Genomic DNA, 26,939 nt, shown 5'->3' with positions numbered 1-26,939 from the left:
ACAGGCTCATCCCTCTGGATCCCGTCGTCGGGGCCACCGGCACTCGCGTGCCCGGCCTCCGGTGAGTATTCAGTTCGAACAGAGAAAAGGACCCTGTGTCTACCAAGTCACGTACCCGCAGCAAGACCCGCCTGTCGCGCGCACTCGGCATCCCGCTGACGCCGAAGGCTGCCCGTTACCTCGAGAAGCGCCCCTACGGGCCCGGTGAGCACGGCCGTACGCGCCGTCGTGCGGACAGCGACTACGCCGTCCGCCTCCGTGAGAAGCAGCGTCTGCGCGCCCAGTACGGCATCCGCGAGAAGCAGCTCCGCATCGTCTTCGAAGAGGCCCGCAAGACGAAGGGCCTGACCGGTGAGAACCTGGTCGAGCTCCTCGAGCAGCGCCTCGACGCCCTCGTGGTCCGTGCCGGCTTCGCCCGCACCACCGCGCAGGCCCGTCAGCTGATCGTGCACCGCCACATCCTGGTCGACGGCAAGCTCGTCGACCGCCCCTCCTTCCGCGTCAAGGAGGGCCAGCTGATCCACGTCAAGGCGAAGTCCGAGTCGATGGAGCCCTTCCAGGTCGCCGCTGCCGGTGGCCACCAGGAAGTCCTCCCGAAGGTCCCGGGCTACCTCGAGGTCGAGATCGAGAAGCTCCAGGCCCGCCTCGTGCGTCGCCCGAAGCGCGCCGAGGTCCCCGTGACCTGTGAAGTGCAGCTCGTCGTCGAGTACTACGCAGCTCGCTGATCCACTGATCACACCCGAACGGCGGGTCGTCCTCTCGAGGGCGACCCGCCGTTCGGCGTTCCGGCACCGCCTCCGCTTCGCAACACGCCGTCGTCTCGGCGACGCGCCTCCGGGTGCGCGAGACGCCTCCGGTTTCGGCGGCGTCCTGCCGACACGACGGCGTCTTGTGTGGGGCAGTGGACGTGAGCAGGGGCGGACGGGAGGCGCGGGGTGCGCCGTGCGCACGGCCTCCAGCCCGGCCCCTGGTTGGTCCGCAACACGCCGGCTTCTCATCGATGCGCCGCCGGGTGCGCGAGACGCCCCCGGTTTCGGCGGCGTCCTGCCGACACGACGGCGTCTTGCGGACGGGGACGCGCGGAAGTGCCCGGCGACTAAGCTTGTCCGGGCATGCACCGCCCGGGTGCACAGAGGGAGAGGCACCGTGAAGCAGCTGTTCTTCGTCGCCGTCGGCATCGTCATCGGGTTCGCCGTCGCACACCGGGTCGCCCAGACCTCCGGTGGCGCCCGGCTCTTCGCCGAGGTGAACGCCAAGACGAAGGCCTTCACGGGAGCCGTCGCGGACGGCTACCGGTCGCGCGAGGCCGAGCTCCGTACCGACGTCTGAGCGCTCCGACCGAGCAGCCTCGACCCTCCTCCACCCACGACCTGAACCCAGGAAGCACCATGCAGACCGCAGAGATCCGCCGCCGTTGGCTCCAGTACTTCGGTGACCGCGGCCACACCGTCGTCCCGTCCGCGTCCCTCGTCTCCGACGACCCGTCGCTCCTCTTCACGGTCGCCGGCATGGTGCCGTTCATCCCGTACCTGACCGGTCTCATCCCGGCGCCGTTCCCGCGGGCGACGAGCGTGCAGAAGTGCATCCGCACGAACGACATCGAAGAGGTCGGCAAGACCCCTCGCCACGGCACGTTCTTCCAGATGAACGGGAACTTCTCGTTCGGCGACTACTTCAAGGAGCAGGCGATCCAGTTCGCCTGGGAGTTCCTGACCAACCCGGAGACCGACGGCGGACTCGGCTTCTCGCCGGACGACCTCTGGGTCACCGTCTACGAAGAGGACGACGAGGCGATCGGCTTCTGGAAGCAGCACTCGTCGCTGCCCGACGAGCGGATCCAGCGCCTCGGCAAGGACACCAACTACTGGTCGACCGGACAGCCCGGACCCGCGGGTCCCTGCTCGGAGATCTTCTTCGACCGTGGCCCCGAGTACGGCATCGACGGTGGCCCGGCGACGGACGACGACCGCTACGTGGAGATCTGGAACCTCGTCTTCATGCAGTACCAGATCGCCGACGTGCGGTCGAAGTACGACTTCGAGATCACTGGCGAGCTGCCGAACAAGAACATCGACACCGGTATGGGGCTCGAGCGCGTCGCCTTCATCAAGCAGGGCGTCGACAACATGTACGAGATCGACCAGGTGCGCCCGGTGCTCGACCGCGCAGCCGAGATCTCCGGCCGACGCTACGGCGCCGTGCACGAGGACGACGTGCGGATGCGCGTCATCGCCGACCACGTCCGTTCCTCGCTGATGCTCATCGCCGACGGCGTGAGCCCGTCGAACGAGGGCCGCGGGTACATCCTCCGTCGGCTGCTCCGTCGCACCGTCCGCGCGATGCGCCTGCTCGGTGTCGAGGCGCCCACGTTCCCCGAGCTCTTCCCGGCGTCCCGCGACGCCATGCGCGACGCCTACCCCGAGGTGGCGTCCGACTACGACCGGATCTCCCGCATCGCCTACGCGGAAGAGGAGACCTTCCTCCGCACCCTGGCGCAGGGCACGACCATCCTCGACGTGGCCGTCGAGCGTGCGAAGCAGGACGGCGCCCCGTCGATCGGCGGCGACACGGCATTCCTGCTGCACGACACCTTCGGGTTCCCCATCGACCTGACGATGGAGATGGCCGAGGAAGCCGGGGTCCACGTCGACCGCACGGCGTTCGAGACCCTGATGTCCGAGCAGCGTGCCCGGGCGAAGGCCGACGCGAAGAGCAAGAAGACCGCGATCGCCGACCTGAGCGTGTACAGCGCGTTCCGGGCCAAGGGCGAGACGACGTTCCTCGGCTACGACGCGCTCGAGGCCGAGACGCGCGTGCTCGGCATCATCGTCGGCGGTGTGAGCGTCGACCGTGCGGTCGCCGGTGACATCGCCGAGGTCATCCTCGGCGAGACCTCGCTGTACGCCGAGTCGGGCGGCCAGGACGCCGACCAGGGCTCGATCGTCGGCAACGGGTTCGACCTCGAGGTCCTCGACGTCCAGCGACCGGTCTCCGGGCTGTGGAGCCACACCGTGCAGGTCCGCTCCGGTGAGGTCGGCGTCGGTGACGCCGCGAGCACCGTCGTCGACGCGGAGTACCGCCGCGGTGCGACCCAGGCGCACTCCGCGACGCACCTGGTGAACGCGGCCCTCCGCGACATCCTCGGGCCGGAGGCGCTGCAGGCCGGTTCGTACAACAAGTCCGGCTACATGCGCCTCGACTTCTCGTGGTCACAGCCGGTCTCGCTCGAGACGCGCTCCGAGATCGAGGAGGTCGTGAACACCGCGATCCGCACCGACCTCGAGGTCTCCACGCGCATCCTGCCCATCGACGAGGCGAAGGCCCTCGGGGCGCAGGCCCTGTTCGGTGAGAAGTACGGCGCAGAGGTCCGCATGGTCGACATCGGCGGCCCGTGGTCCCGCGAGCTCTGCGGTGGCACGCACGTCGCCTCGAGCGCGCAGATCGGACTCGTCAACCTGGTGGGGGAGTCGAGCGTCGGTTCGACGAACCGCCGCGTCGAGGCGCTGGTCGGGCTCGAGGGGTTCCGCGACCTCGCCGTCGAGCGCACGATCGTGTCGCAGCTCTCCAGCGCGCTCAAGGCTCCCCGTGCCGACCTGCCGGCCCGCGTGCAGAACCTGATGGAGGACCTCCGGTCCGCCCAGAAGAAGCTCGCCGAGTACGAGTCGGCGAACCTGCAGCAGCGCGTGCCCGCCATCGCCCGGAACGCCACCACCGTCGGTGCCACCACCGTGGTCGCCGAGACGGTCGACGGCCTGCAGTCGGGCGACGACCTGCGTTCGCTCGCCACCGGCGTCCGGGGCCAGCTCGGTGACGGCGCGGCGGTCGTCTTGCTCGGGGCGGTCGTCGGTGGAAAGCCGATCGTGATCGTCGCGACCAACGACGCCGCCCGTGCTGCGGGCGTGCAGGCGGGCCCCCTCGCGAAGGAGGCCGCCGGCGTGCTCGGTGGCGGTGGCGGCGGCAAGCCGGACCTGGCGCAGGGCGGCGGGACCGACGCAGCAGCGCTCCCCGCGGCGCTGCGTGCCGTGACCGCACGGCTCGCGGGCTGACCGTGGGCATCCGGTCCGGGCGGCGGCTCGGCGTGGACGTCGGACGCGCCCGGATCGGGGTCGCCGTGTGCGACCGCGACGGCCTGCTGGCGACGCCGGTCGAGACCGTCCGTCGTGACGACTCGAAGGACCTCCGGCGGATCCTCGAGCTCGCGGACGAGTACGACGTGCTCGAGGTCGTCGTCGGACTGCCGCTGTCGATGTCGGGTGGGGACACGGCCTCGACCGAGGACGCCCGCGTGTTCGCGGCCCGGATCGCGGCGCGTCGGCCGGTGCGCCTGGTCGACGAACGACTGTCGACCGTGACCGCCCAGCGAGGGCTGCACCAGGCCGGCAAGAACACGAAGAAGTCCCGGGCCGTGATCGACCAAGCAGCCGCTGTTATCATTCTGCAACACGCGCTCGACCACGAGCGCAGTGCCGGTGCCCCTCCGGGCACCACGCTTCCCTGACAGGGCTGCCCGGTACCGCACATGGGTGCTCTCGTCGTCAGCTGTGAGGACGACGGTGCCCAGGTGGAGTTCCCGACCGAGAGACCGAGGACGTTGGCAGACGATCTGGACTGGAACGCGATCATCGCGCCCGGCAACGACGCCGAGCGGCGGAAGGCGACTTCCGACCGCACGACAGGCACCGATGACCGCGACGACGCTGGTCAGGTGACCCCACCGCCGGCGCCTCCGATGTCCCGACGCGAAGCCCGCGCCCTCGAAGCCGAACGAGCCCGCGTCGCAGCGACCGACGAGCCTTCGGCCGCCGAACGGACCACCGAGGCCCCGCGAGCCGCACGCGACGAACGCCCGGCGTCCCCCGCCGACGCACCGATCGCCGCCCGCCCCGAAGACCTGCACCCCGAGGTCGCCGCACTGCTGACCGGCGAGCTGCCGACCGAGGCCGCGGCGACCGCCGCGGCCGGCGGGTCCGGCGCCGACGGGACGGACGACGGTGACGCGACCGGCGGCGGTGGTGCCGCGGGAGGCGGCGGACGCGGGGGACGAGGCGGCGGAGGACGCGCCTCCAGGCCGCCCCGCGAGCCACGGCCGAAGCGCCGGCGCGGACCGCTCGTCGCGGGGCTCGTCATCGTCGCGGTCGTGCTCGCTGCCGGCGTCGGGGCGTACACGTTCGCCGCACCCAAGATCCAGCAACTCATCGCGGCGATCAGCGGCGCGCAGGAGCCCGACGACTACACGGGCAACGGCACCTCGAAGGTGACCATCACGATCAAGCAGGGCGACATCGGCGAGAACGTCGCCGCGACGCTGCAGCGCAGCGGCGTCGTCAAGGACTCGAAGGTGTTCTACAAGCTCCTGCTGGCATCGCCGGACGTGCAGTTCCAGCCCGGTTCGTACGCGCTGAAGAAGCAGATGAGCTCGAAGTCGGCGCTGGCGGCCCTGCAGGACAAGGACAACCGCGTCCAGGCGTCGATCATCATCCCGGAGGGCACGGCACTCGCCGACATCAAGGCCGGGATGGTCTCGAAGGCCGGCCTGACCGAGAAGCAGGTCGACGCGGCCGCGAAGGACCTGTCGGCCTACGACCTGCCGTCCGGCGTCACGACGCTCGAGGGCTGGCTCTTCCCCGCGACCTACCCGATCAACCCGGGCTGGACCGCCGAGCAGTACTTCAAGTCGATGGTCGACACCATGAAGGAGCACCTGTCCGCCGCCGGCGTCAAGGAGGCCGACCAGGAGCGCACCATCGTCTTCGCGTCGCTGGTGCAGAAGGAAGCCGGCCTCGCGGCCGACTACCCCAAGGTCGCCCGGGTGTTCCAGAACCGCCTCGACCAGGGGATGAAGCTGCAGTCCGACGCCACGGTCGCGTACGGCACGGGCAACACGCACACCGTGACGACCACGGACGCCGAGCGTGCGGACGCCTCCAACGAGTACAACACCTACGTGCACGAGGGGCTCCCGCCCGCACCGATCTCCAACCCGGGTGACATCGCGATCAAGGCCGTGACGAACGAGGCCCCGGGCAAGTGGCTGTACTTCGTGACGGTCGACCTGGAGTCGGGCAAGACCGTCTTCTCGGACACCTACGACCAGCACCTGGTGGCGGTCGAGCAGTTCCAGGCGTGGCTGCGGGCGCACCCCGACTACCAGTAGGCGACGACGTCGCACGGACGATCGCTGTGGGAGGATTGCGGCATGCTTCGTTGGTTGACTGCTGGTGAGTCCCACGGACCCGAACTGATCGCCATGCTCGAGGGCCTGCCCGCGGGTGTCCCGGTGTCGTTCGAGTCCATCCGTGCCGATCTCGCGCGCCGCAAGCTCGGCTACGGCCGTGGCTCGCGGATGAAGTTCGAGCAGGACGAGCTGCACGTGTCCGGCGGCGTCCGGCACGGCTACTCGCTCGGCAGCCCCATCGCGATCCGCATCGGCAACACCGAGTGGCCGAAGTGGGTCGAGGTCATGAACCCCGAGCCGATCGAGTCCACCGAGATGTCCCGCGGGCGGAGCGCGCCGCTCACCCGACCGCGACCGGGCCACGCTGACCTGGTCGGCATGCAGAAGTACGGCTTCGACGAAGCGCGCCCGATCCTGGAGCGTGCGAGCGCCCGCGAGACCGCCGCACGCGTGGCGCTCGGTGCCGTCGCCAAGTCGTTCCTGGCCGAACTCGGCATCCGCTCGGTGGCACACACCCTGCAGGTCGGGACCGTCCGGGTCCCCGACGGCACGGACCTGCCGCTGCCCGACGACGTGGACCGCCTCGACGAGGACCAGCTGCGCTGCTTCGACGCCGAGACCTCCGCACGCATGGTCACCGAGGTCGAGGCGGCGAAGAAGGACGGCGACACCCTGGGCGGCGTCGTCGAGGTGCTGTTCTACGGCGTCCCGCCGGGCCTCGGCTCGCACGTGCACTGGGACCGCCGGCTCGATGCCCGCCTCGCCGCGGCGATCATGGGGATCCAGGCCATCAAGGGGGTCGAGGTCGGTGACGGCTTCGCGACCGCCGGCCGCCGGGGCTCCGCCGCGCACGACGAGCTGTACCGCGAGGACGGCGAGATCTACCGCACGAGCGACCGCGCCGGTGGGACCGAGGGCGGGATGTCCACGGGCACCGTGCTGCGCGTCCGCGCCGGGATGAAGCCGATCGCGACCATCCCGCACGCCCTGCACACGGTTGACGTCGTCTCCGGTGAGGATGCCTCGGCGCACCACCAGCGCTCGGACGTCTGCGCCGTGCCCGCTGCCGGTGTCGTCGCCGAGGCGATGGTGGCCCTGGTGCTCGCCGACGCGGTGCTCGAGAAGTTCGGCGGCGACAACGTCGTCGAGACGAAGCGCAACCTCGACGCCTACCTCGCGGCGATCCCGGAGACCCTGCGCACGCGCCGGACCGAGCCGTCGGCGACGTCGACCGACCTGTGAGCACCGACGTCCGACGCGCCGACGCGCCCGTGGTCGTGATCGGCCCGATGGGCGCCGGCAAGTCGAGCGTCGGCAAGCGGGTGGCGAAGGCCCTCGGCGTCCCGTTCACGGACACCGACCGGGTCATCGTGCGCGAGCACGGGCCGATCCCCGGGATCTTCGCCGACCGCGGCGAGCCGGCGTTCCGCGCCCTCGAGGCCCAGGCGGTCCGTGCGGCGCTGGCCACCGGCGGCGTGATCGCCGTGGGCGGGGGAGCCGTCACCCACGCGGACACCCGGCAGGCCCTGAGCGGCGCGCGCATCGTCCTGCTCACCGTGTCGCCCGAGGCCGTCGCCGACCGGATCGCCGGGTCCGACCGGCCGCTGCTCGCCAACGGCGGGATCGACGCCTGGCAGACGATCATGGACGAGCGGGCGGCCACCTACGCCGAACTCGCGCACGTCGTGGTCGACACGTCCCGCCGCCCGATGTCCCGCGTGGTTGACGAGGTCGTCACGTGGCTGCGCAGCGACGCCGGCACCACCGCCGCGCCCGGCAGTACGACCACCAGCACCACCAGCACCGAAGGAGCACCGTGACCGAGTCGACCCTGCCCGCCGGGACCACCGAGATCCGGGTCGGCGGTGACGACGGCTACACGGTGGCCGTCGGCACGGACCTGCTCGGTGCCCTGCCCGCGATCCTGGGCCCGCGTGTCGCCAAGGTCCTCATCGTGCACTCGCCGACGCTCGGTGCCCGGGCGAACGAGCTCCGCGCGCTCCTGGTCGAGGCCGGGCTCGAAGCCCTGATCGCCGAGGTCCCCGACGCCGAGGGCGCCAAGCGCGTCGAGGTCGGCGCGTTCTGCTGGCAGATCATGGGGCAGGCCGACTTCACCCGCACCGACGCGGTGATCGGCCTCGGTGGCGGCGCCGTCACCGACCTGGCCGGCTTCGTCGCCGCGACCTGGCTGCGCGGTGTGCCGTACGTGGCCGTCCCGACCAGCGTGCTCGGCATGGTGGACGCCAGCGTCGGCGGCAAGACGGGCATCAACACGAACGAGGGCAAGAACCTGGTGGGCGCCTTCTACGCCCCCCGTGCCGTCGTCGTGGACCTCGACCTCGCCCGCACGCTGCCGCGCAACGAGATCCTGACCGGGTTCGCCGAGATCGTGAAGGCCGGGTTCATCGCGGTGCCGGAGATCCTGGACATCGTCGAGGCCGACGTCGACCGGGTCACCGACCCGACGACCCCGGAGTTCCGCCGGGTCGTCGAGCTCGCCATCGCGCTCAAGGCCGAGGTCGTCTCGGACGACTTCACGGAGCAGGGCCGACGCGAGATCCTGAACTACGGGCACACCCTCGGGCACGCGATCGAGCACGCCGAGCGGTACCAGTGGCGCCACGGGGCAGCGGTGTCGGTCGGCATGGTGTTCGCCGCCGAGCTCGCCCGACTGACCGGCCACCTGGACGACGCCACGGTCGATCGGCACCGGGCGATCCTCGAGTCGCTCGACCTGCCGACCTCGTACGGCGTCGGGCGCTGGCAGGGGCTGCTCGCCACCATGCGTCGTGACAAGAAGGCCCGTGCCGGCATGCTGCGGTTCATCATCCTGGACGGCGTCGGCAAGCCCGTCGTGCTCGAGGGCCCCGAGGACCACCTGCTCTTCACCGCCTACCAGGAGGTCGGCGTCTAGCCACGCCGGTCAGCGCAGGACCCGTCGCATCCTGCGCCACCACCAGGTGACACGCGTCGAGACGGTGACCACACCGGTGCGCTGGGATTCCCGCCATTCGTCGACGGTGGCGCCGTGGTCCCAGGCGAAGAGGACGTCGTCGTCCTCGTCGAGGTCGGGCGCGTCGGGGAGCGGTCGCAGGATCGACATCAGTCGGGGTCCCTTCGTTCGTCGTCGTCATGTGCCTGGTCGGCGCTGGCTCGCCTGCGGAGCGCTCGGCTCGCGAGTCGGCGATCGGCCTTCGACCACCACGGTACGGTCTCCAAGTCTCGGAGCACCGTTGTCGAAATGTCGTATGTGTTCATGTCCGGCCGCTGCGTGACGGCCCAGGTGAACCGATGCCAGGCGTGGTCACGATCGGACGTCCGTCGACTCTGGAACGCCCCGAACCAGCTGACGACGGCCGCGACGATCGCCGCTCCGGCGGCGATGCACGCCGCGATCAGTGCTGTCTCCACGGCACGAGTGTCTCGCTCCAGGACCGAGCCCCGCGCCGGGCCCGCGCCGACCTGTGGAAGCCGCACCGGGCCTCCAGGCTGTGGAGGAGGATGGGGCGACGCGACGGACCGGGCGACCCGCACGCTGCGGACCCAGCACCGGGGAGCAGACTGGCGGGCGTGCCCACCCCACCCCGACTGAGCGACCTCTCCGGACCGCGCGATGCCGACACCGGCACCCTGCGCTCCCGTGGTCGCCGCTTCACCGAACTCCTCTCGATCGCCCGCCGCCACCACCTGGTGCCGTTCCGTCGTCTCGACTTCTCGCACGACCCGGCAACGTCGGACCTGCGTCGCGACCAGGCCGAGCACCTGCGCCGGGCGCTCGAGGAAGCCGGTGGTGGATTCGTGAAGATGGGCCAGCTGCTGTCCACCCGTGACGACCTGCTGCCCGAGGAGTGGACCGAGGGACTCGCCCACCTGCAGCGGAACGTCACGGCGGCACCGGCGGACGAGGTCCGTGCGCTCCTCGAGCAGGAGCTCGGTGCCCCGGTCGACCAGGTCTTCGCGACCTTCGACCCGGTGCCCGTCGCAGCGGCGTCCATCGCGCAGGTGCACCGCGCCCGGCTGCCCGACGGCACCGCGGTCGCCGTGAAGGTGCAGCGGCCGGGGATCGACGCCGCGGTGCGCCGCGACGTCGACATCGCGCTGCGGGTCGTCCGGTTCATGGCCCGGTGGTCGACCGAGGCGCGGCAGGTCGGCGTGCAGGACATCGCCGGCCAGTACGCGGACGACCTGATCCGGCAGGTCGACTTCGTCTCCGAGCTCCGGAACCTCACCGCGCTGCGTGCGGCCCAGGCCCGCAGCGCGCGTCCGGACGAGGTCCGGTTCCCGGACCCCTACCCGGACCTGTCCGGCCGGCGTGTGCTCGTGATGGAGTTCCTGGAGGGCGACACGCTCAGCGCGATCCGCGCCGAGCGTTCCGAGCGCGACGTCGACGCGCCGATGCGCGCCATCCTCCGCGCCTTCCTGCGCCAGGTCGTCTTCGACGGCCTGTACCACGCGGACCTGCACCCGGGGAACGTCCTGGTGCTGCCCGACGGGCGGCCCGCGTTGATCGACTTCGGATCGGTCGGGAGGCTCGACCCGGGTCTCCGGGACACGGTCCAGGACCTGTTGGCCGCGTACCTGCAGGACGACACGTCGCGGATCGCCGATGCGGTCCTGCGGATGGCACCCGTGCGCGATGCGCACGACGAGCCCGACTTCCGTCGGGACATCGCCCGCTTCGTCGCGGACGAGCTCGGCCCGGGTGCGCGCATCGGCGTCGACACCGTGGACGACGCGGTCGAGGTCTTCGGGCGGTACCGGCTGAAGCCACCGCCGGACTTCGTCGCCGCGGCCCGCGCGCTGGCCATCTTCGAGGGCACGCTCCGCACGCTCGCACCGTCGTTCGACCTGCTCGAGGAGTCCCGCGGACTCGCCCGGGAACAGATCACCGACCAGCTCCGGCCGGGCAAGCTCCGCGACCTCGCGGCGAAGGAGCTGCTCGGCGTCGTGTCGGCCGCTCGTCGCCTGCCCCGCCGGGTGGACCGCATCGGCGAGGCGATCGAGACCGGCCGGTTCACGGTGAACATCCGGCTCTTCGCGGACAGCCGCGACCGGCAGCTCGTGTCCGGGATGATCCGGCGCATTCTGCTCGTGCTGCTCGGTGCGGGGGCGGGGATCCTGGCGATCGTCTACCTGTCGTTGCCGGCACGACCGACGGCGGCCCTGTCCACGGGGGTCTCGGGCGGGTTGCTCGGGGGAGCGGCGGTGGTGCTGCTCGGCTGGGCGGCGATCGACGCCTGGCTCGCCCGACGGCGACGCTGAGCCCGGGCCCGGCGCCCGCCCGGGACCGGCGCGTCCGGCACGCACGCGCACCGCTCGGGTCGCCGGGCGGGCGTCCGCTACACTCGTCCGGGGCCGTCCGCGGCCCGAGGACACTTCACAACACGACCGAACGGGACACCGACGACTCATGGCCAGTACCACAGACATCAAGAACGGCGCCGTTCTCATCATCGACGGCCAGCTGTGGTCGGTCGTCGAGTTCCAGCACGTCAAGCCGGGCAAGGGCGGCGCGTTCGTCCGCACGAAGCTCAAGAACGTCGTCTCCGGCAAGGTCGTCGACCGCACGTTCAACGCCGGCGCGAAGATCGACACCGCCGTCGTCGACCGTCGTGACTACCAGTTCCTCTACGAGGACGGCGACTCCTACGTGTTCATGGACACCGACACGTACGACCAGATCCCGGTCTCCGCGACCGTGGTCGGCGACGCCAAGAACTACCTCCTCGAGTCCGCGATGGTCACCATCGCGATGAACGAGGGCAACCCGCTGTACGTCGAGCTCCCGACGTCGATCGTCACCGAGGTCGAGACCGAGCCCGGCCTGCAGGGCGACCGTTCCTCCGGTGGCACCAAGGACGCGACCATCATCGCGACCGGCCACCGCATCCAGGTCCCGCTGTACCTGGAGAGCGGCACCCTGGTGAAGATCGACACGCGCGACGGCAGCTTCCTCGGCCGCGTCAACTCCTAGGCGCTGACCGTATGAGTGCTCGTTCGAAGGCCCGCAAGCGCGCCCTCGACATGCTGTACGTGGCCGAGGTGCGCGAGCTGCCGATCGCGGACGTGCTCGCCACCGAGACGGTCCGGCACCTGGACCAGCCGGAGCGTGCCTCCAGCTGGGACTACGCGCGCCAGATCGTCACCGGTGTCGACGACGCCCGTCACGAGATCGACTCCGTCATCGTCGACCACGCCCAGGGCTGGTCGATCGCCCGGATGCCGGTCCTCGACCGCTGCATCCTGCGGATGGCCGTCTGGGAGCTCCGGTTCAACCCGGAGGTGCCCGACGCCGTCGCCATCGCCGAGGCGGTCGAACTCGCGCAGTCGCTGTCCACCGAGGACTCGGCGGGCTTCGTCAACGGCGTGCTCGGGGCCGTGGCCGGCGGTCGCGCACCGTCCGGTCGGACGGTCGCAGGAGACCAGGAGTCCCGGTAGGGTTGACCACGTCAGCATCCTTTAATGCCGTCCAGTGAGGCGGGGAAGGGGGTCGACGTGGGAACCAGAACGGTCCTGCAACAGCCCGACATCACGCGTGCCCTGACACGCATCGCGCACGAGATCCTCGAAGCCAACCACGGGGGCTCGGACCTCGTGCTCCTCGGCATCCCGACCCGCGGCGCCGTCCTGGCCGAACGCCTCGGTCGGATCCTGGCCGGCATCGAGCCGGAGTGGTCCTCGGCCGCCGGCGGCATCGGGACGGAGCGTGTCGGCACGCTCGACGTCACCATGCACCGGGACGACCTCGGCCACGGCATCGGTCGCGCGCCGCACCGGACGGTCATCCCCGCCGGCGGCATCGACGGCAAGGTCGTCGTGCTCGTCGACGACGTGCTCTACTCCGGCCGCACCGTCCGTGCCGCGCTCGACGCGCTGCAGGGCATCGGACGGCCGCGTGCCGTCCGGCTCGCCGTGCTCGTCGACCGCGGCCACCGCGAGCTGCCGATCCGCGCGGACCACGTGGGCAAGAACCTGCCGACCGCGTCCGACGAGCGGGTCACGCTGCACCTGGCCGAGACCGACGGCGACGACACCGTGTTCATCGAGCAGGGGGTGGCGTGATGCGGCACCTGCTCTCCACCGCCGACCTGTCCCGCGACCAGGCCGTCCACATCCTCGACGTCGCCGAGGAGATGGCCGAGGTCAACACGCGCGAGGTCCGGAAGCTCCCGGCCCTGCGCGGCAAGACCGTGGTGAACCTGTTCTTCGAGGACTCCACGCGCACGCGCATCTCGTTCGAGGCCGCTGCGAAGCGCCTGTCCGCCGACGTCCTGAACTTCGCCGCGAAGGGCTCGAGCGTCTCGAAGGGCGAATCCCTGAAGGACACCGTGCAGACCCTCGGCGCGATGGGCATCGACGGCATCGTCATGCGCCACGGTGCCTCGGGCGCCCCGCGGGTGCTCGCCGACGCCGACTGGATCGACGTGCCGGTGGTCAACGCCGGTGACGGCACGCACGAACACCCGACGCAGGCGCTGCTCGACGCCTTCACCATGCGCCGCCGCCTGCACGGTGCCGGCTCGCGCGGCCAGGGCCTCGACGGCGTGCGCGTCCTGATCATCGGCGACGTGCTGCACAGCCGGGTCGCCCGGTCGAACGCCTGGCTGCTCCGCACCCTCGGCGCGAGCGTGACCTTCGCCGCGCCGCCGACGCTGCTGCCCGCCACCCCGACCCCGTTCGGCGCCGCGGTGCACCACGACCTCGACACCGCCCTGGCCGAGGACCCGGACGTCGTCATGACGCTCCGCATCCAGCAGGAGCGCATGAACGACGCCTTCTTCCCGAACCCGCGCGAGTACACGCGGCACTGGGGCCTGACGGCGGCGCGCTTCGGGCGGCTGTCCGAGCGCACGCTGATCATGCACCCCGGCCCGATGAACCGCGGGCTCGAGATCGCCGGCGTCGCCGCCGACGATCCCCGTTCGACCGTCGTCGAGCAGGTCGAGAACGGCGTCTCGGTCCGGATGGCCGTCCTCTACCTCGCCCTGACGGGCAGTGCCGGAACCGGCACCGACGCGAAGGAGTCCGCCGCATGACCGCTCACCTGATCCGTGGCGCGCAGCTGGTCGACGGCTCGCGTGCCGACATCCGCCTGGAGGCCGGGCACATCACCGCGGTCGGGTCCGGTCTCGACACGGCCGGCGCCACCACCGTGGACGCGGACGGCCTCATCGCCCTGCCCGGCCTCGTGGACCTCCACACGCACCTGCGCGAGCCCGGTCACGAGGAGTCCGAGACCGTCCTCACCGGCTCGCGTGCCGCGGCCGCCGGTGGCTTCACCGCCGTGAACGCCATGGCGAACTCGAGCCCCGTCGCCGACACCGCCGGGGTCGTCGAGCAGGTCCAGGCCCTCGGGGACGACGCGGGCTACGTCACGGTCCGCCCGATCGGCGCCGTGTCGCAGGGGCTGCAGGGCACGCACCTGTCCGAGATCGGTGCGATGGCGACCTCGCGTGCGAAGGTCCGGGTGTTCTCGGACGACGGCTCCTGCGTGGCCGACCCGCTGCTCATGCGCCGCGCACTCGAGTACATCAAGGGCTTCGGCGGGGTGCTCGCGCAGCACGCCCAGGAGCCCCGGCTGACCATCGGCGCGCAGATGAACGAGGGCCGGCTGTCCTCGGAGCTCGGCCTCGCCGGGTGGCCCGCCGTCGCGGAAGAGGCGATCATCGCCCGCGACGTCCTGCTCGCCGACCACGTCGGGGCACGCCTGCACGTCTGCCACGTCTCGACGGCCGGCAGCGTCGAGGTGATCCGGTGGGCGAAGTCCCGCGGCATCGACGTCACGGCCGAGGTCACCCCGCACCACCTCGTGCTCACCGAGGACCTCATCGCCGGCCACGACGGTGCGCCGGGCTACGACGCCCGTTACAAGGTGAACCCGCCGCTCCGCGCCCGCGAGGACGTCGAGGCGCTCCGCGCGGCCCTGGCCGACGGCACCATCGACATCGTCGCGACCGACCACGCACCGCACACTGCCGAGGCGAAGTGCTGCGAGTGGCCCGCCGCCGCGAACGGCATGGTCGGCCTCGAATCCGCGCTGAGCGTGGTGCAGTCCGCCGTGGTCGACGACGGCCGGCTCGACTGGGCCGACGTCGCCCGGGTGTTGTCCGAGGCGCCGGCGCGGATCGGCCAGGTCGAGGGGCACGGGCAGCGCATCGCCGAGGGAGCACCCGCCGAGATCACGCTCTACGACCCGTCGGCCCGCCGTGAGTTCGCGGTCGCCGACCTCGCCGGGCAGTCGCAGAACTCGCCGTACCTCGGCATGACGCTGCCCGGCCGGGTCGTCGCGACCTTCCACCAGGGGTACGCGACGGTGCTCGACGGCCGCGTCGTCGACGCGGACACGATCGCGGCGCACGCCGCGGCGCTCCGGACAGGGGCGCGCGCATGAGCGGCGACGCGCAGCGATGGCTCCTCGGCGCGGTGATCCTGCTCGCGGTCGCCGCCCTGTTCGTCGCGATGGCGCGCACCTGGCGGACGCGGACCAGGAAGCAGGCGGAAGCCGTGCCTCCAGTCCGCGTGCCGGCCGACCTGGCACCGGCGGTCGGGTCGTGGGACGGGTTCACCGTCGCGACGACCCGCGCCGACCAGCCGTTGGAACGCATCACCGCAGGCGGCCTCGGGTTCCGCGGCCGCGGCGGGGTGACGGTCCACGCGACCGGCGTGGTGATGCGCCTCGCCGGTACCGACGACCGCTGGATCGCGCGTGACGCGGTCCGCGGCGCCGACCGCTCCACGTGGGCGATCGACCGAGTGGTCGAACCCGGGGGACTGGTCCGTCTGCGATGGACGGCGACCGGCGCCGCAGGTGCGACGGACCTGGACACCTACTTCCGGTTCCCGGAGGGCGACGCAGCCGCGCTGCACGCCCTGCAGGGACTGACCGAGACCGGGCCGCAGGCGACTGCGGCCGATGCTCCGCGAACCGCGGGCGAAGGGAAGAAAGCATGACACGCGAACGGGCCGTCCTGGTCCTCGAAGACGGCACCCGGTACGACGGCTGGGCCTACGGCGCCCGTGGGCGCACGCTCGGCGAGGTGGTCTTCGCGACCGGCATGACCGGCTACCAGGAGACGCTGACCGACCCCTCCTACGCCGGACAGATCGTGGTGCAGACCGCGCCGCACATCGGCAACACCGGGGTGAACGACGAGGACCCCGAGTCCCGTCGCATCTGGGTCGCCGGGTACGTGGTGCGCGACCCCAGCCGCGTGGTGTCGAACCACCGCGCGAACGCCTCGCTCGACGACCACCTGGTGCGCGACGGCATCGTCGGCATCTCCGGCATCGACACCCGCGCACTCACCCGCCGCATCCGTGACGCCGGCGCCATGAAGGGCGGCGTCTTCAGCGGTCCGGACGCGGCGCTGTCCGCCGAGTCGCAGCTGGACGCGGTCGTGTCGCAGGCGACGATGGCCGGCGCGAGCTTCTCGGCGGTCGTGTCCACCCCGGAGACCTACGTCGTCCCCGCCGCCGGCGAGCAGATCGGCACCCTGGCCGTGCTCGACCTCGGCGTGAAGGCCTCGACCACCCGGTACCTCGCGGCCCGCGGCTTCGAGGTGCACGTGGTGCCGCAGGACATCTCCGCTGCGGAGCTGGAAGCCCTCGCACCGGACGCCCTGTTCTACTCGAACGGCCCCGGCGACCCCGCCGCGTCGGACGCACAGGTGGAGCTGCTGCAGGACAGCCTGCGCACCGGCCGCCCGTTCTTCGGCATCTGCTTCGGCAACCAGCTGCTCGGCCGCGCGCTCGGCTTCGGCACCTACAAGCTGCCCTTCGGCCACCGCGGGATCAACCAGCCGGTGCTCGACACGACCACGGGCAAGGTCGAGATCACGAGCCAGAACCACGGCTTCGCGGTCGACGCGCCCCTCGGCGAGGTCCTCGAGTCCCCGGCCGGGTTCGGTCGGGTCGAGGTCTCGCACTACTCGCTGAACGACAACGTGGTCGAGGGCCTCCGCGCGCTCGACGTGCCGGCGTTCAGCGTGCAGTACCACCCCGAGGCCGCCGCCGGACCGCACGACAGCATGTACCTCTTCGACCGGTTCGCGGACATGGTGCGCGAGCGTCGCGACGGGGAGCCGCTCGACGCGGCCACCGCCGATGCCACGACCCCCGCAGCAGACATCACCAAGGAAGCGAACTGATGCCCAAGCGCGCAGACATCAACTCCGTCCTCGTCATCGGCTCCGGCCCGATCGTCATCGGTCAGGCCGCGGAGTTCGACTACTCCGGCACCCAGGCGTGCCGTGTCCTCCGGGCCGAGGGCGTCCGGGTCATCCTGGTCAACCCGAACCCGGCGACGATCATGACCGACCCCGACTTCGCCGACGCGACCTACATCGAGCCGATCACGAACGCGTCGCTCGAGGAGATCATCCGCATCGAGAAGCCGGACGCCGTCCTGCCGACCCTCGGCGGCCAGACGGCCCTGAACGCGGCCATCGCGCTCGACGAGGCCGGCATCCTCGACAAGCACGGCGTCGAGCTCATCGGCGCCAAGGTCGAGGCGATCCAGCGCGGCGAGGACCGCCAGCTCTTCAAGGAGCTCGTCCTCGAGTCCGGTGCTGACGTCGCCCGCAGCCACATCGCGCACACGTTGGAGGAAGCGAAGGAGTTCGCGAAGGACCTCGGGTACCCGCTGGTCGTCCGCCCGTCGTTCACCATGGGCGGCCTCGGCTCGGGCTTCGCCTACAACGAGGCCGAACTCGTCCGCTTCGTCGGCGACGGGCTGCAGTCCAGCCCGACGACCGAGGTCCTGCTCGAGGAGTCCATCCTCGGCTGGAAGGAGTACGAGCTCGAGCTGATGCGCGACAACTACGACAACACCGTCGTCATCTGCTCCATCGAGAACGTCGACCCGGTCGGCGTCCACACCGGTGACTCGATCACGGTCGCCCCCGCGCTGACCCTGACCGACCGCGAGTACCAGAACATGCGGAACATCGGCATCGACATCATCCGTCGCGTCGGCGTCGACACCGGTGGCTGCAACATCCAGTTCGCCGTCGACCCGTCCAACGGCCGCGTCATCGTCATCGAGATGAACCCACGCGTGTCCCGCTCGTCGGCCCTCGCGTCGAAGGCCACGGGCTTCCCGATCGCCAAGATCGCCGCGAAGCTCGCCATCGGTTACCGGCTCGACGAGATCGAGAACGACATCACGAAGGTCACCCCGGCGAGCTTCGAGCCGACCCTCGACTACGTGGTCGTGAAGACCCCGCGGTTCGCGTTCGAGAAGTTCCCGGCCGCCGACGCCACCCTCACCACGACGATGAAGAGCGTCGGCGAGGCGATGGCCATCGGCCGGAACTACGCCACCGCGCTGCAGAAGTCGCTGCGCTCGCTCGAGAAGCGCGGGTCGAGCTTCCACTGGGACACCCCGGCGGCCGAGCTCGACAAGGACGCCCTGCTGGCGAAGTCGTCGATCCCGACCGACGGCCGCATCGTCACGGTCCAGCAGGCCCTGGTCGCGGGCGCCACCGCGGACGAGGTCTTCGAGGCCACCAAGATCGACCCCTGGTTCATCGACCAGATCGTGCTCATCAACGAGGTCGCGGACGAGGTCCGGGCCGCCGACACCCTCGACGCGGACACGATGCGCTGGGCGAAGGAGCACGGCTTCAGCGACACCCAGATCGCGAGCCTGCGCAGCACGGACGCGGCACCGGTCTCCGAGCAGCAGGTCCGTGACGAGCGGCACGCCCAGGGCATCCGACCGGTCTTCAAGACCGTCGACACCTGCGCCGGCGAGTTCCCCGCCCTGACGCCGTACCACTACTCGTCGTACGACACCGAGACCGAGATCACGCCGAGCGACCGCAAGAAGGTCGTCATCCTCGGCTCCGGCCCGAACCGCATCGGACAGGGCGTCGAGTTCGACTACTCGTGCGTGCACGCGTCCTTCGCGCTGAGCGCCGCCGGGTTCGAGACGATCATGATCAACTGCAACCCCGAGACCGTGTCGACCGACTACGACACCTCCGACCGCCTGTACTTCGAACCGCTGACCGCCGAGGACGTCCTCGAGGTCATCGAGGCCGAGGCCGCGTCCGGCGAACTCGTCGGCGTCGTCGTGCAGCTCGGTGGCCAGACCGCCCTCGGCCTGGCGAAGCCGCTCGAGGCCGCGGGCATCCCGATCCTCGGCACCAGCCCCACCGCGATCGACTCGGCCGAGGAGCGCGGGCAGTTCTCCGCCATCCTCGACGCCGCCGGCCTGCTCGCACCGCGGAACGGCACCGCCCACGACCTGGCCAGCGCGACCACGGTGGCGGAGGAGATCGGGTACCCCGTCCTCGTCCGCCCGTCGTTCGTGCTCGGCGGCCGCGGCATGGAGATCCTCTACGACTCCCCGTCGCTCGCGGACTACTTCGACCGGATGGCCGACCAAGCGATCATCGGCCCGGAGCTCCCGCTGCTGGTCGACCGGTTCCTGGACGACGCCGTGGAGATCGACGTCGACGCGCTCTTCGACGGCGAGCGGCTCTACATCGGCGGCATCATGGAGCACCTCGAAGAGGCCGGCATCCACTCCGGCGACTCGGCCTGCACCCTGCCCCCGGTCGGCCTCGGCCGCGCGGAGATCCAGGGCGTCGTCGACGCGACCGAGAAGATCGCCCGCGGCATCGGCGTGCAGGGCCTGCTCAACGTCCAGTTCGCCATCGGCGCCGGCGTGCTCTACGTCCTCGAGGCGAACCCGCGCGCCAGCCGCACCGTGCCCTTCGTCTCGAAGGCGCTCGGCATCCCGCTGGCCAAGGCCGCGTCCCGCATCATGACCGGCACCACGGTCGCCGAGCTCGTCGCCGAGGGCATGCTGCCCGAGCGTGACGGGGCGTTCGTCCCCGCACAGTCGCCGGTCGCCGTGAAGGAAGCCGTGCTGCCCTTCCGTCGCTTCCGCACCCGCGAAGGCCAGGTCGTCGACTCGGTGCTCAGCCCCGAGATGCGCTCCACCGGCGAGGTCATGGGCATCGACCGCGACTTCCCGCGGGCGTTCCTCAAGTCGCAGGACGCCGCGTACGGCGGCCTGCCGACCAGCGGCACGGTCTTCGTGAGCGTCGCCGACACCGACAAGCGCGCGATCGTGCTGCCGGTGCACCGCCTGCAGCAGCTCGGCTTCACGATCATCGCGACCGAGGGCACGGCGGAGATCCTCCGCCGCAACGGCATCGAGGTCGGGATCGTCGGCAAGTACAGCCAGGGCGGCGAGAGCGTCGTCGACCTGCTCGCCCGGGGCGAGGTCGACATCGTCATCAACACGCCTTCGGGTGCCGCCGGTCGTGCGGACGGGTACGAGATCCGTGCGGCCACGGTCGCGGCGGACAAGCCGCTGTTCACGACGATCGCGCAGATCGGGGCGGCCGTCGCGGCGATCGAGACGATCGGTTCGCCGCTCAACGTCCGCAGCCTGCAGGACTACGCGCTCGAGCGCGCGACCTGGTGACGGCTGCCAGCGTGGCAACGACCCGGTCGGGAGGCCCGGCCTCCTTCGGCGACCGCCTCGCGTCCGCCATGGGGGAGCGTTCACCGCTCTGCGTCGGGATCGACCCCCACGCCGCCACCCTGGCGGCGTGGGGGCTCGCCCGCGACGAGCAGGGCCTGACGGCGTTCGGCGCGACCCTGGTCGACGCGGCCGCCGGCCGCGCGGCGATCGTGAAGCCGCAGGTCGCCTTCTTCGAGGCGGCGGGGGTCGCGGGCTACCGTGCGCTCGACGCGACGATCCGCCGGGCGCGCGATGCGGGCCTCCTGATCGTCGCCGACGTGAAGCGGGGCGACATCGGGACCACCGGTGACGACTACGCGCTGGCGTGGCTGGACCGCGACGGGCCGTTCGCGGCCGACGCGATGACGGTGTCGCCGTACCTCGGGTACGGCTCGCTCCGGAGCACGATCGACGTCGCGCGCCGGAACGGTGCCGGGGTCTTCGTGCTCGCGGCGACGAGCAACCCCGAGGCGCGGGTGCTGCAGACCGCGGTGCTCGCGGAAGGACCGCGTACCGGCCGGACGGTCGCGGCCGGTATCGTCTTGGACGTGGCAGACGACAACCGGTCCGTGGGCGATCAGGCCCTCGGCGACGTCGGGCTCGTGCTCGGCGCGACCCTTCACCTCGACGACTTCGGCATCGACGCGGACGCGATCGGCACCGCCCCGGTCCTCGCCCCGGGCTTCGGTGCCCAGGGGGCCCGCATCGAGGACCTCCGTGCGCTGTACGGCGCGCGTGCCGAGCAGGTGCTCGTGAGTGAGTCGCGCGGCCTGCTGACCGGCGGTCCGGACGGCGTCGCGGCGCTCGTCACCGAGCGCGCCGACCGCATCCGCACCGCACTGGCGGCGGCAGCGTGAACGACGAGCACGAGGGCCTGCCCGCCCACCGGACCCCGCCAGAGGTCGACCGGGTCGCCGCGGCGAAGGCCGCGGTGGCCGCGCGACGCGCCCGGGCCGCGGTGAAGGCCGCGATCGCGTCGGGGGAGCGCTCGGCACTCGACGTCGCCCGTGCCGCGTGGGACGACTCGCTGGTCGAGACGACCTCGGCGGAACGCTCGCTCCGGGTCCGTGACCTGCTCGTCAGCCTGCCGGGAATCGGCCCCGCACGAGCCGAGGCGATCATGGGGACCCTGCGGATCGCCCCCTCGAAGCGCCTCGGTGGCCTGGGGACCCGGCAGCGGACCGCCCTGGCGGACTGGCTCGCCGCCCGCGGTCGCAAGCGTGGTGCCTCGAAGCTCGTCGTGCTCGCCGGACCCACCGCGGTCGGCAAGGGCACGGTCAGCGCGCACATCCGACAGCACTACCCGGACGTCAACCTCAGCGTCTCCGCCACCACCCGGAAGCCGCGCCCCGGCGAGGTCGACGGCGTGCACTACTACTTCGTGGACGACGACGAGTTCGACCGCATGATCCGCGACCGCGAGCTGCTCGAGTGGGCGACCGTCCACAACTCGTACCGCTACGGCACCCCGCGCCCGCCGATCGACCGCGCGCTCGACGCCGGCGAGAAGGTCATGCTGGAGATCGACCTGCAGGGCGCCCGGCAGGTCCGCGACGCCATGCCCGAGGCGGTGCTCGTGTTCCTGCTGCCCCCGACGTGGGAGGAACTGGTGCGCCGGCTGATCGGCCGCGGCACCGAATCCGCGGAGGAACAGGCGCGTCGTCTCGAGACCGCGAAGGTCGAGCTGGCCGCGCAGGACGAGTTCGACGTGCGGATCGTGAACTCCGATGTCGGCACCGCGGCACGTGAGGTCGTAGACTTGTTCTCTGCGCCCTGACGGGTGCACTGACTCCGAGGAGACACCATGGCCAACCCCCAGGGCATCATCGACCCGCCCATCGACGACCTGCTCAGCAAGGTCGAGTCGAAGTACGCGCTCGTCATCTTCGCGTCGAAGCGCGCCCGCCAGATCAACGACTACTACGCCGACCTGCACGAGGGCTCGCTCTTCGACAACGTCGGACCGCTCGTCGACTCGACGATCGACGACAAGCCGCTGTCCGTCGCGCTCCACGAGATCAACGAGGACAAGCTCACCGTCACCAAGCAGCAGCAGCCCACCGACTGATCCCGGTGACTGCAGCTGCTCTCCGCCTCTTCACGTCCGAGTCGGTGACCGAGGGGCACCCCGACAAGATCTGCGACCAGATCTCGGACAGCATCCTCGACGCACTGCTGACGGTCGACCCGAACGCGCGCGTCGCCGTCGAGACGATGGTGACCACCGGGCTCGTGCACGTCGCCGGCGAGGTCACGACCTCCGGCTACGTCGAGATCCCCAAGCTCGTCCGTGACGTCATCACCGGCATCGGCTACAACTCGTCGGACGTCTCGTTCGACGGTGCCACCTGCGGTGTCGAGGTCTCGATCGGCGCGCAGTCGCCCGACATCGCGCAGGGTGTGGACGAGTCGCTCGACTCCCGCACCGGTGCGGTCGACCCGCTCGACCGTCAGGGCGCCGGCGACCAGGGCATCATGTTCGGCTTCGCGACGAACGAGACCCCCGAGTACATGCCGGTCGCGATCTGGCTGGCGCACCGTCTGGCCGAGCGCCTCGCCGCGGTCCGCAAGTCGGGCGAGCTGTCGTTCCTGCGCCCGGACGGCAAGACCCAGGTCACCATCGGGTACGACGGCGTCGTGCCGAAGACCGTCGAGACCGTCGTGCTCTCCACGCAGCACTCGCCGAGCGTCACGCTCGACGAGCTCACCGCGGCGATCACCGAGCACGTGATCCGTCCGGTCCTCGACCTGGTCGACCTCGACTCGTCGCACGTCGACGTCATCGTGAACCCGACCGGTCGCTTCGAGATCGGCGGCCCCCAGGGCGACGCCGGGCTCACCGGCCGCAAGGTGATCGTCGACACCTACGGCGGGGCCTCCCGTCATGGTGGCGGCGCGTTCAGCGGCAAGGACCCGTCGAAGGTCGACCGTTCGGCGGCGTACGCGCTGCGTTGGGTCGCCAAGAACGCGGTCGCCGCGGGGCTCGCCGACCGGCTCGAGGTGCAGGTCGCCTACGCGATCGGCCGTGCGAAGCCCGTCGGGCTGTACGTCGAGACCTTCGGCACCGGACACGTCGACGACGCCACGATCGAGGCCGCCATCCGCCAGGTCTTCGACCTGCGTCCGGCCGCGATCATCCGCGACCTCGACCTGCTCCGACCGATCTACGCGCAGACCGCGACCTACGGCCACTTCGGCCGCGAGCTCCCCGGGTTCACGTGGGAGCAGCTCGACCGTGTCGAGGAACTCCGCGCCGCCGCAGGACTCGTCGCCGCGACCGTCTGAAGCACCGCGTGACCACCGTCGCGCGCGTCGTCCTCGACTCGCCGCTCCCGCAGTTGGACCGTCTGTTCGACTACCGGGTGCCGGCCGAGCTCGAGGACGACTGCGTCGCGGGCGTCCGCGTCAAGGTGCCGCTGCGCACCGGGGCCCGGATGTCCGACGGCTACGTGGTCGAGATCGTCACCGAGGGTGAGTACCCCGGTGAGCTCAGCCAGATCGAGGCCGTGCTGTCCCCGGTGCCCGTGCTGGCGCCGGAGATCTGGACCCTCGCGCGCGCCGTCGCCGACCGCGCCGCGGGTGTCGCCTCGGACGTCCTGCGCCTGGCCGTGCCACCGCGGCAGGTGCGCGCCGAGAAGGCCTGGCTCGCCCGTGACACCGCGTGGTCGCCGCCGCCGGTGACCGCCCCGCCCGTCACCGGCTACGCCGACGGCGTCCTGGAGGCCGTGGTGACGGAGCACGGGCGCGCCGCGGTCGCCGCCGTGCCCCAGCCCGTGGCGGTGGGTGACGCGGACGCACCGGTCTGGGTCCCGGGGTGGGCCGCGACGCTCGCCCAGGCCGCCGCACACACGGTGGCGGCCGAGCAGTCCGCGGTGATCGCCGTGCCGGACTTCCGCGACGTCATCGACCTCGAGCGCGCCCTGCTCGCCGTGCTGCCGCCGGAACGGGTGGTGCGGTTCGACGCCAAACAGACGAACGGGCAGCGCGCGAAGGCCCTGCTGCAGGCCCGCACGCACCCGGTGGTCGCGATCGGCAACCGTACGGCGATGTACGCGCCGGCGACGGAGCTCGGCCTGATCGCGATGTGGGACGACGGCGACGCCTCGTTCATCGAGCAGCGGGCCCCCTACGTGCACACGCGTGACGTGGCCCTGGTGCGGGCCGCCCAGTCCGGGGCCGCGCTGCTGTTCGTCTCACACGCGCGCAGCACCGACGTGCAACGGCTGGTGGAGCTGCACTGGCTGCAGGACGTCGTGCCCTACCGCGTGAAGACGCCGAAGGTCATCCCCACCGTGCAGCAGACCGGGGCCGAGGGGTTCGCCGCACAGGCGCGCATCCCGAGTTCCGCCTGGCGTGCCGCGCGCGAGGCCAGCCAGCACGGTGCCGTCCTGGTGCAGGTCGCGAGCCCGGGCTTCGGTACGGGGCTGGTCTGCGCCGAATGCGGCGAACGCGCGCACTGCCGGGTCTGCGGCGGGCCGCTCGGCAGCCCGCACCGCGGCGCCACACCCCAGTGCCGGTTCTGCGGTGCCCTGGCCGTCGGGTTCCGCTGCCCGACGTGCGGCAACGGCACCGTGAAGCCGGTCGGCCAGGGGGCCCAGCGCACCGCGGAGGAGCTCGGGCGGGCGTTCCCCGGCACCCGGATCATCGTCGCGGACGGATCCCGTCCGCTCGACGAGGTTCCCGCCAAGCCATCGGTCGTCGTCGCCACCCGTGGGGCCGAGCCGTCGGCGCCGGGCGGGTACGCCTGCGTGCTGCTGCTCGACGGCGAGAAGATGCTCGCCCGCGAAGGGCTGCGGGTGCAGGAGGACGTGCTGCGCTTCTGGACGAACGCCGCCGCGAAGTCGGCCCCCGGTGCCGAGGTGTACCTGGTCGGGATCGGCGGTCGGCTGGCGTCGGCGATGGCCCTGTGGCGGCTCGACGGTCCCGCGCACGACGAGCTCACCGACCGCCGCGAACTCCACTTCCCGCCGGCGGTGCGGGTGGCGACGATGACCGGCACCGACGAGGCCGTCACCGCTGCGGTCGAGGCCCTCGGCGACGCTGTCGTCGGTCCGGTGCTCGGCCCGGTCCCGGTCGAGGACGACACGTTGCCGGGCACGGTCCGGGCCATCGTGCGGTTCCCGTACGCGCACGGGGCCGAGGTCGCCGCGACGCTCAAGGCCGAGGTGATCCGGCGCTCGTCGACCCGGCGGGTGCTCAAGGGCGGCAACCGACGACGGGCCGCTCCGACGCTGCGGGTGCGGTTGGACGACGCGGAACCGTTCTCCGAGGTCTGACCGTGCCCGGGTCCGTGTGGGCCCGGGCGCTCCACGACGCAGAACGACACCGCCGACGTCGTGGGACGTCGGCGGTGTCGTTCGGGGTCTGCCGCCGGGTGGCGACCGGCTGGTGCTGGCGGGTCAGGCGTTGGCGGGCCGACGACGCTCGCGCGGCAGCACGACGCCGAGGGCGACCATGCCGATGGCGAGCACGAGGTGCAGCCAGTTGTCGGCGTTGTTCAGCGGGACGAAGTTCGCACCCGAGCTGTGGCCGGCGGTGAACAGGCCGTAGATCCACAGCACGAAGTAGACGATCCCGCCGATCACCAGGTACATCCGCGAACCGGAGGCACGGTTGGCGGCGAGCAGTCCGACGACGCCGAACAGCAGGTGCACGATGTTGTGCAGCACGGACACCTGGAAGATGCCGAGCAGCATGCCCATCGACTCGTGTCCGGCCCCGGCCAGGTCGCCGGTCGTGATGCCGGGGACGAACCCGGCGATCCCGACGAGCAGGAACACGATGCCGACCACGAGGGCGGCCTTCTGGACGGACGAACCGGCGTAGCGGTTGGTGGCGGTGGTGACGTCGCTCATGGTGTCTCCTGATCTCAGCGCGGTTGCGCGGGGTTGGTGGGCACGCCGTGGGACGGCGGGTTGATCGTCGGACCGGCGGTGGCCGGCGTGACGTCCGCTGGTGCCGAAGCCCCCGCAGACGTCTCGGGGAGGCGCTCCGGAACGGAACCGGTCGGCTCCGCACCGCCGTCCAGGGCCTCGATCCGGTGACGGATCCGCTCCAGCACCGGCAACCGTGCGCCGTGGGCGTTCTCGTGGTCGAGCAGCATCTCGAGCTGCTCGCGGTCGAGGGCCGTCAGGTGCTCCGTCAGGTTGCCGAGCGGGACGTGGTCGAAGTCCGGGATGGGCAGGTCTCGGTCGGTCATGGTGCTCCTTCCGTCGATACCGCCAGAACGTACGCAGCCCACGCTCTGCTGGTGCACAGGCAGTGCCGAGCACCGCGTGCTCCGGA

General features: G+C 71.5%; 25 protein-coding genes. 22 read left to right on the top strand and 3 right to left on the bottom strand.

Annotated features, from left to right (window positions below; translation table 11 throughout):
* Positions 1-95 precede the first annotated feature (95 nt).
* From rpsD to aroB, 8 genes are all read left to right on the top strand, one after another.
* On the top strand, positions 96-725 hold the full coding sequence (gene rpsD, locus DEI98_RS08825; RefSeq protein ID WP_017887166.1) for a 30S ribosomal protein S4: 630 nt from the start codon (positions 96-98) through the stop codon (positions 723-725).
* Between the two features lie 421 nt (positions 726-1,146).
* Entirely contained in the window at positions 1,147-1,329 is a 183-nt protein-coding gene (locus DEI98_RS08820) for a hypothetical protein (protein WP_027465751.1), read from the top strand.
* A gap of 59 nt (positions 1,330-1,388) precedes the next feature.
* Complete coding sequence (gene alaS, locus DEI98_RS08815; protein WP_111100520.1) at positions 1,389-4,046, top strand: alanine--tRNA ligase; 2,658 nt, start codon at positions 1,389-1,391, stop codon at positions 4,044-4,046.
* Between the two features lie 8 nt (positions 4,047-4,054).
* Positions 4,055-4,498, top strand: coding sequence for a Holliday junction resolvase RuvX (gene ruvX, locus DEI98_RS08810; protein ID WP_171907752.1), 444 nt, complete (start codon positions 4,055-4,057; stop codon positions 4,496-4,498).
* Positions 4,499-4,591: 93 nt separating this feature from the next.
* Entirely contained in the window at positions 4,592-6,154 is a 1,563-nt protein-coding gene (mltG, locus tag DEI98_RS08805; RefSeq protein WP_146243476.1) for an endolytic transglycosylase MltG, read from the top strand.
* A 42-nt stretch (positions 6,155-6,196) separates the two neighbouring features.
* Complete coding sequence (gene aroC / locus DEI98_RS08800; protein ID WP_110858979.1) at positions 6,197-7,417, top strand: chorismate synthase; 1,221 nt, start codon at positions 6,197-6,199, stop codon at positions 7,415-7,417.
* Complete coding sequence (locus DEI98_RS08795; RefSeq protein ID WP_111100518.1) at positions 7,414-7,995, top strand: shikimate kinase; 582 nt, start codon at positions 7,414-7,416, stop codon at positions 7,993-7,995. Before aroC ends, DEI98_RS08795 begins: the two co-directional genes overlap by 4 nt.
* A complete protein-coding gene (gene aroB / locus DEI98_RS08790) occupies positions 7,992-9,089 on the top strand; it encodes a 3-dehydroquinate synthase (protein ID WP_111100517.1) in 1,098 nt (365 codons plus the stop codon). The genes DEI98_RS08795 and aroB overlap by 4 nt, the downstream gene beginning before the upstream one ends.
* A 9-nt stretch (positions 9,090-9,098) precedes the next feature.
* On the opposite strand, the gene DEI98_RS08785 is transcribed toward aroB, so the two are convergent.
* Positions 9,099-9,278, bottom strand: a complete 180-nt coding sequence (locus DEI98_RS08785; RefSeq protein ID WP_110864577.1) for a hypothetical protein — start codon at positions 9,276-9,278, stop codon at positions 9,099-9,101.
* 467 nt (positions 9,279-9,745) lie between these two features.
* Here DEI98_RS08785 and DEI98_RS08780 point away from each other — a divergent pair, with 467 nt between their 5' ends.
* The 14 genes from DEI98_RS08780 (at position 9,746) to DEI98_RS08715 (ending at position 25,930) form a co-directional block, all read left to right on the top strand.
* Positions 9,746-11,437, top strand: a complete 1,692-nt coding sequence (locus tag DEI98_RS08780) for an AarF/ABC1/UbiB kinase family protein (RefSeq protein WP_181437987.1) — start codon at positions 9,746-9,748, stop codon at positions 11,435-11,437.
* A gap of 148 nt (positions 11,438-11,585) precedes the next feature.
* Positions 11,586-12,149, top strand: coding sequence for an elongation factor P (efp, locus tag DEI98_RS08775; RefSeq protein ID WP_017887175.1), 564 nt, complete (start codon positions 11,586-11,588; stop codon positions 12,147-12,149).
* An 11-nt stretch (positions 12,150-12,160) separates the two neighbouring features.
* Entirely contained in the window at positions 12,161-12,613 is a 453-nt protein-coding gene (nusB, locus tag DEI98_RS08770; RefSeq protein ID WP_027465744.1) for a transcription antitermination factor NusB, read from the top strand.
* 24 nt (positions 12,614-12,637) lie between these two features.
* A complete protein-coding gene (gene pyrR, locus DEI98_RS08765) occupies positions 12,638-13,237 on the top strand; it encodes a bifunctional pyr operon transcriptional regulator/uracil phosphoribosyltransferase PyrR (protein WP_017887177.1) in 600 nt (199 codons plus the stop codon).
* A complete protein-coding gene (locus DEI98_RS08760; protein ID WP_110864574.1) occupies positions 13,237-14,211 on the top strand; it encodes an aspartate carbamoyltransferase catalytic subunit in 975 nt (324 codons plus the stop codon). The genes pyrR and DEI98_RS08760 overlap by 1 nt, the downstream gene beginning before the upstream one ends.
* Positions 14,208-15,566, top strand: coding sequence for a dihydroorotase (locus tag DEI98_RS08755; protein WP_111100515.1), 1,359 nt, complete (start codon positions 14,208-14,210; stop codon positions 15,564-15,566). Before DEI98_RS08760 ends, DEI98_RS08755 begins: the two co-directional genes overlap by 4 nt.
* Positions 15,563-16,126: a hypothetical protein gene (locus tag DEI98_RS08750; protein WP_051596738.1), complete on the top strand. Its 564-nt coding sequence runs from the start codon at positions 15,563-15,565 to the stop codon at positions 16,124-16,126. The genes DEI98_RS08755 and DEI98_RS08750 overlap by 4 nt, the downstream gene beginning before the upstream one ends.
* Entirely contained in the window at positions 16,123-17,322 is a 1,200-nt protein-coding gene (gene carA, locus DEI98_RS08745) for a glutamine-hydrolyzing carbamoyl-phosphate synthase small subunit (protein WP_111100514.1), read from the top strand. The genes DEI98_RS08750 and carA overlap by 4 nt, the downstream gene beginning before the upstream one ends.
* Positions 17,322-20,615, top strand: a complete 3,294-nt coding sequence (gene carB / locus DEI98_RS08740) for a carbamoyl-phosphate synthase large subunit (protein WP_111100513.1) — start codon at positions 17,322-17,324, stop codon at positions 20,613-20,615. Before carA ends, carB begins: the two co-directional genes overlap by 1 nt.
* Positions 20,616-20,626: 11 nt before the next feature.
* Complete coding sequence (gene pyrF, locus DEI98_RS08735) at positions 20,627-21,511, top strand: orotidine-5'-phosphate decarboxylase (RefSeq protein WP_258370786.1); 885 nt, start codon at positions 20,627-20,629, stop codon at positions 21,509-21,511.
* Positions 21,508-22,431: a guanylate kinase gene (gene gmk / locus DEI98_RS08730; protein ID WP_258370785.1), complete on the top strand. Its 924-nt coding sequence runs from the start codon at positions 21,508-21,510 to the stop codon at positions 22,429-22,431. Before pyrF ends, gmk begins: the two co-directional genes overlap by 4 nt.
* A gap of 27 nt (positions 22,432-22,458) precedes the next feature.
* A complete protein-coding gene (rpoZ, locus tag DEI98_RS08725; RefSeq protein WP_017887186.1) occupies positions 22,459-22,722 on the top strand; it encodes a DNA-directed RNA polymerase subunit omega in 264 nt (87 codons plus the stop codon).
* A 5-nt stretch (positions 22,723-22,727) separates the two neighbouring features.
* The gene (gene metK, locus DEI98_RS08720) at positions 22,728-23,939 is read left to right on the top strand and encodes a methionine adenosyltransferase (RefSeq protein WP_110858970.1); all 1,212 of its coding nucleotides are present in this window, start codon (positions 22,728-22,730) and stop codon (positions 23,937-23,939) included.
* Between the two features lie 8 nt (positions 23,940-23,947).
* Complete coding sequence (locus DEI98_RS08715) at positions 23,948-25,930, top strand: primosomal protein N' (protein WP_111100511.1); 1,983 nt, start codon at positions 23,948-23,950, stop codon at positions 25,928-25,930.
* Between the two features lie 123 nt (positions 25,931-26,053).
* Here the strand turns inward: DEI98_RS08715 and DEI98_RS08710 are convergent, their stop codons facing one another.
* Positions 26,054-26,509 (bottom strand): DUF4383 domain-containing protein, encoded by a 456-nt coding sequence (locus tag DEI98_RS08710; RefSeq protein ID WP_071403720.1) that lies wholly within the window; start codon positions 26,507-26,509, stop codon positions 26,054-26,056.
* 14 nt (positions 26,510-26,523) lie between these two features.
* Positions 26,524-26,853: a hypothetical protein gene (locus tag DEI98_RS08705; protein ID WP_111100510.1), complete on the bottom strand. Its 330-nt coding sequence runs from the start codon at positions 26,851-26,853 to the stop codon at positions 26,524-26,526.
* Between the last annotated feature and the right edge of the window lie 86 nt (positions 26,854-26,939).

The sequence above is a fragment of the Curtobacterium sp. MCLR17_034 genome (assembly GCF_003234485.1).
Taxonomy (GTDB): domain Bacteria; phylum Actinomycetota; class Actinomycetes; order Actinomycetales; family Microbacteriaceae; genus Curtobacterium; species Curtobacterium flaccumfaciens.
The sequence above is the reverse complement of the archived record's forward strand: the minus strand, read 5'-3'. Positions and strand labels throughout refer to the sequence as shown.

Coding starts and splice junctions, on each gene's coding strand:
- alaS (WP_111100520.1), top strand. CDS start 1,389: ATGCAGACCGCAGAGATCCGCCGCCGTTGGCTCCAGTACTTCGGTGAC.
- aroC (WP_110858979.1), top strand. CDS start 6,197: ATGCTTCGTTGGTTGACTGCTGGTGAGTCCCACGGACCCGAACTGATC.
- DEI98_RS08785 (WP_110864577.1), bottom strand. CDS start 9,278: ATGTCGATCCTGCGACCGCTCCCCGACGCGCCCGACCTCGACGAGGAC.
- efp (WP_017887175.1), top strand. CDS start 11,586: ATGGCCAGTACCACAGACATCAAGAACGGCGCCGTTCTCATCATCGAC.
- nusB (WP_027465744.1), top strand. CDS start 12,161: ATGAGTGCTCGTTCGAAGGCCCGCAAGCGCGCCCTCGACATGCTGTAC.
- pyrR (WP_017887177.1), top strand. CDS start 12,638: ATGCCGTCCAGTGAGGCGGGGAAGGGGGTCGACGTGGGAACCAGAACG.
- DEI98_RS08760 (WP_110864574.1), top strand. CDS start 13,237: ATGCGGCACCTGCTCTCCACCGCCGACCTGTCCCGCGACCAGGCCGTC.
- DEI98_RS08755 (WP_111100515.1), top strand. CDS start 14,208: ATGACCGCTCACCTGATCCGTGGCGCGCAGCTGGTCGACGGCTCGCGT.
- DEI98_RS08750 (WP_051596738.1), top strand. CDS start 15,563: ATGAGCGGCGACGCGCAGCGATGGCTCCTCGGCGCGGTGATCCTGCTC.
- carA (WP_111100514.1), top strand. CDS start 16,123: ATGACACGCGAACGGGCCGTCCTGGTCCTCGAAGACGGCACCCGGTAC.
- carB (WP_111100513.1), top strand. CDS start 17,322: ATGCCCAAGCGCGCAGACATCAACTCCGTCCTCGTCATCGGCTCCGGC.
- rpoZ (WP_017887186.1), top strand. CDS start 22,459: ATGGCCAACCCCCAGGGCATCATCGACCCGCCCATCGACGACCTGCTC.
- DEI98_RS08710 (WP_071403720.1), bottom strand. CDS start 26,509: ATGAGCGACGTCACCACCGCCACCAACCGCTACGCCGGTTCGTCCGTC.
- DEI98_RS08705 (WP_111100510.1), bottom strand. CDS start 26,853: ATGACCGACCGAGACCTGCCCATCCCGGACTTCGACCACGTCCCGCTC.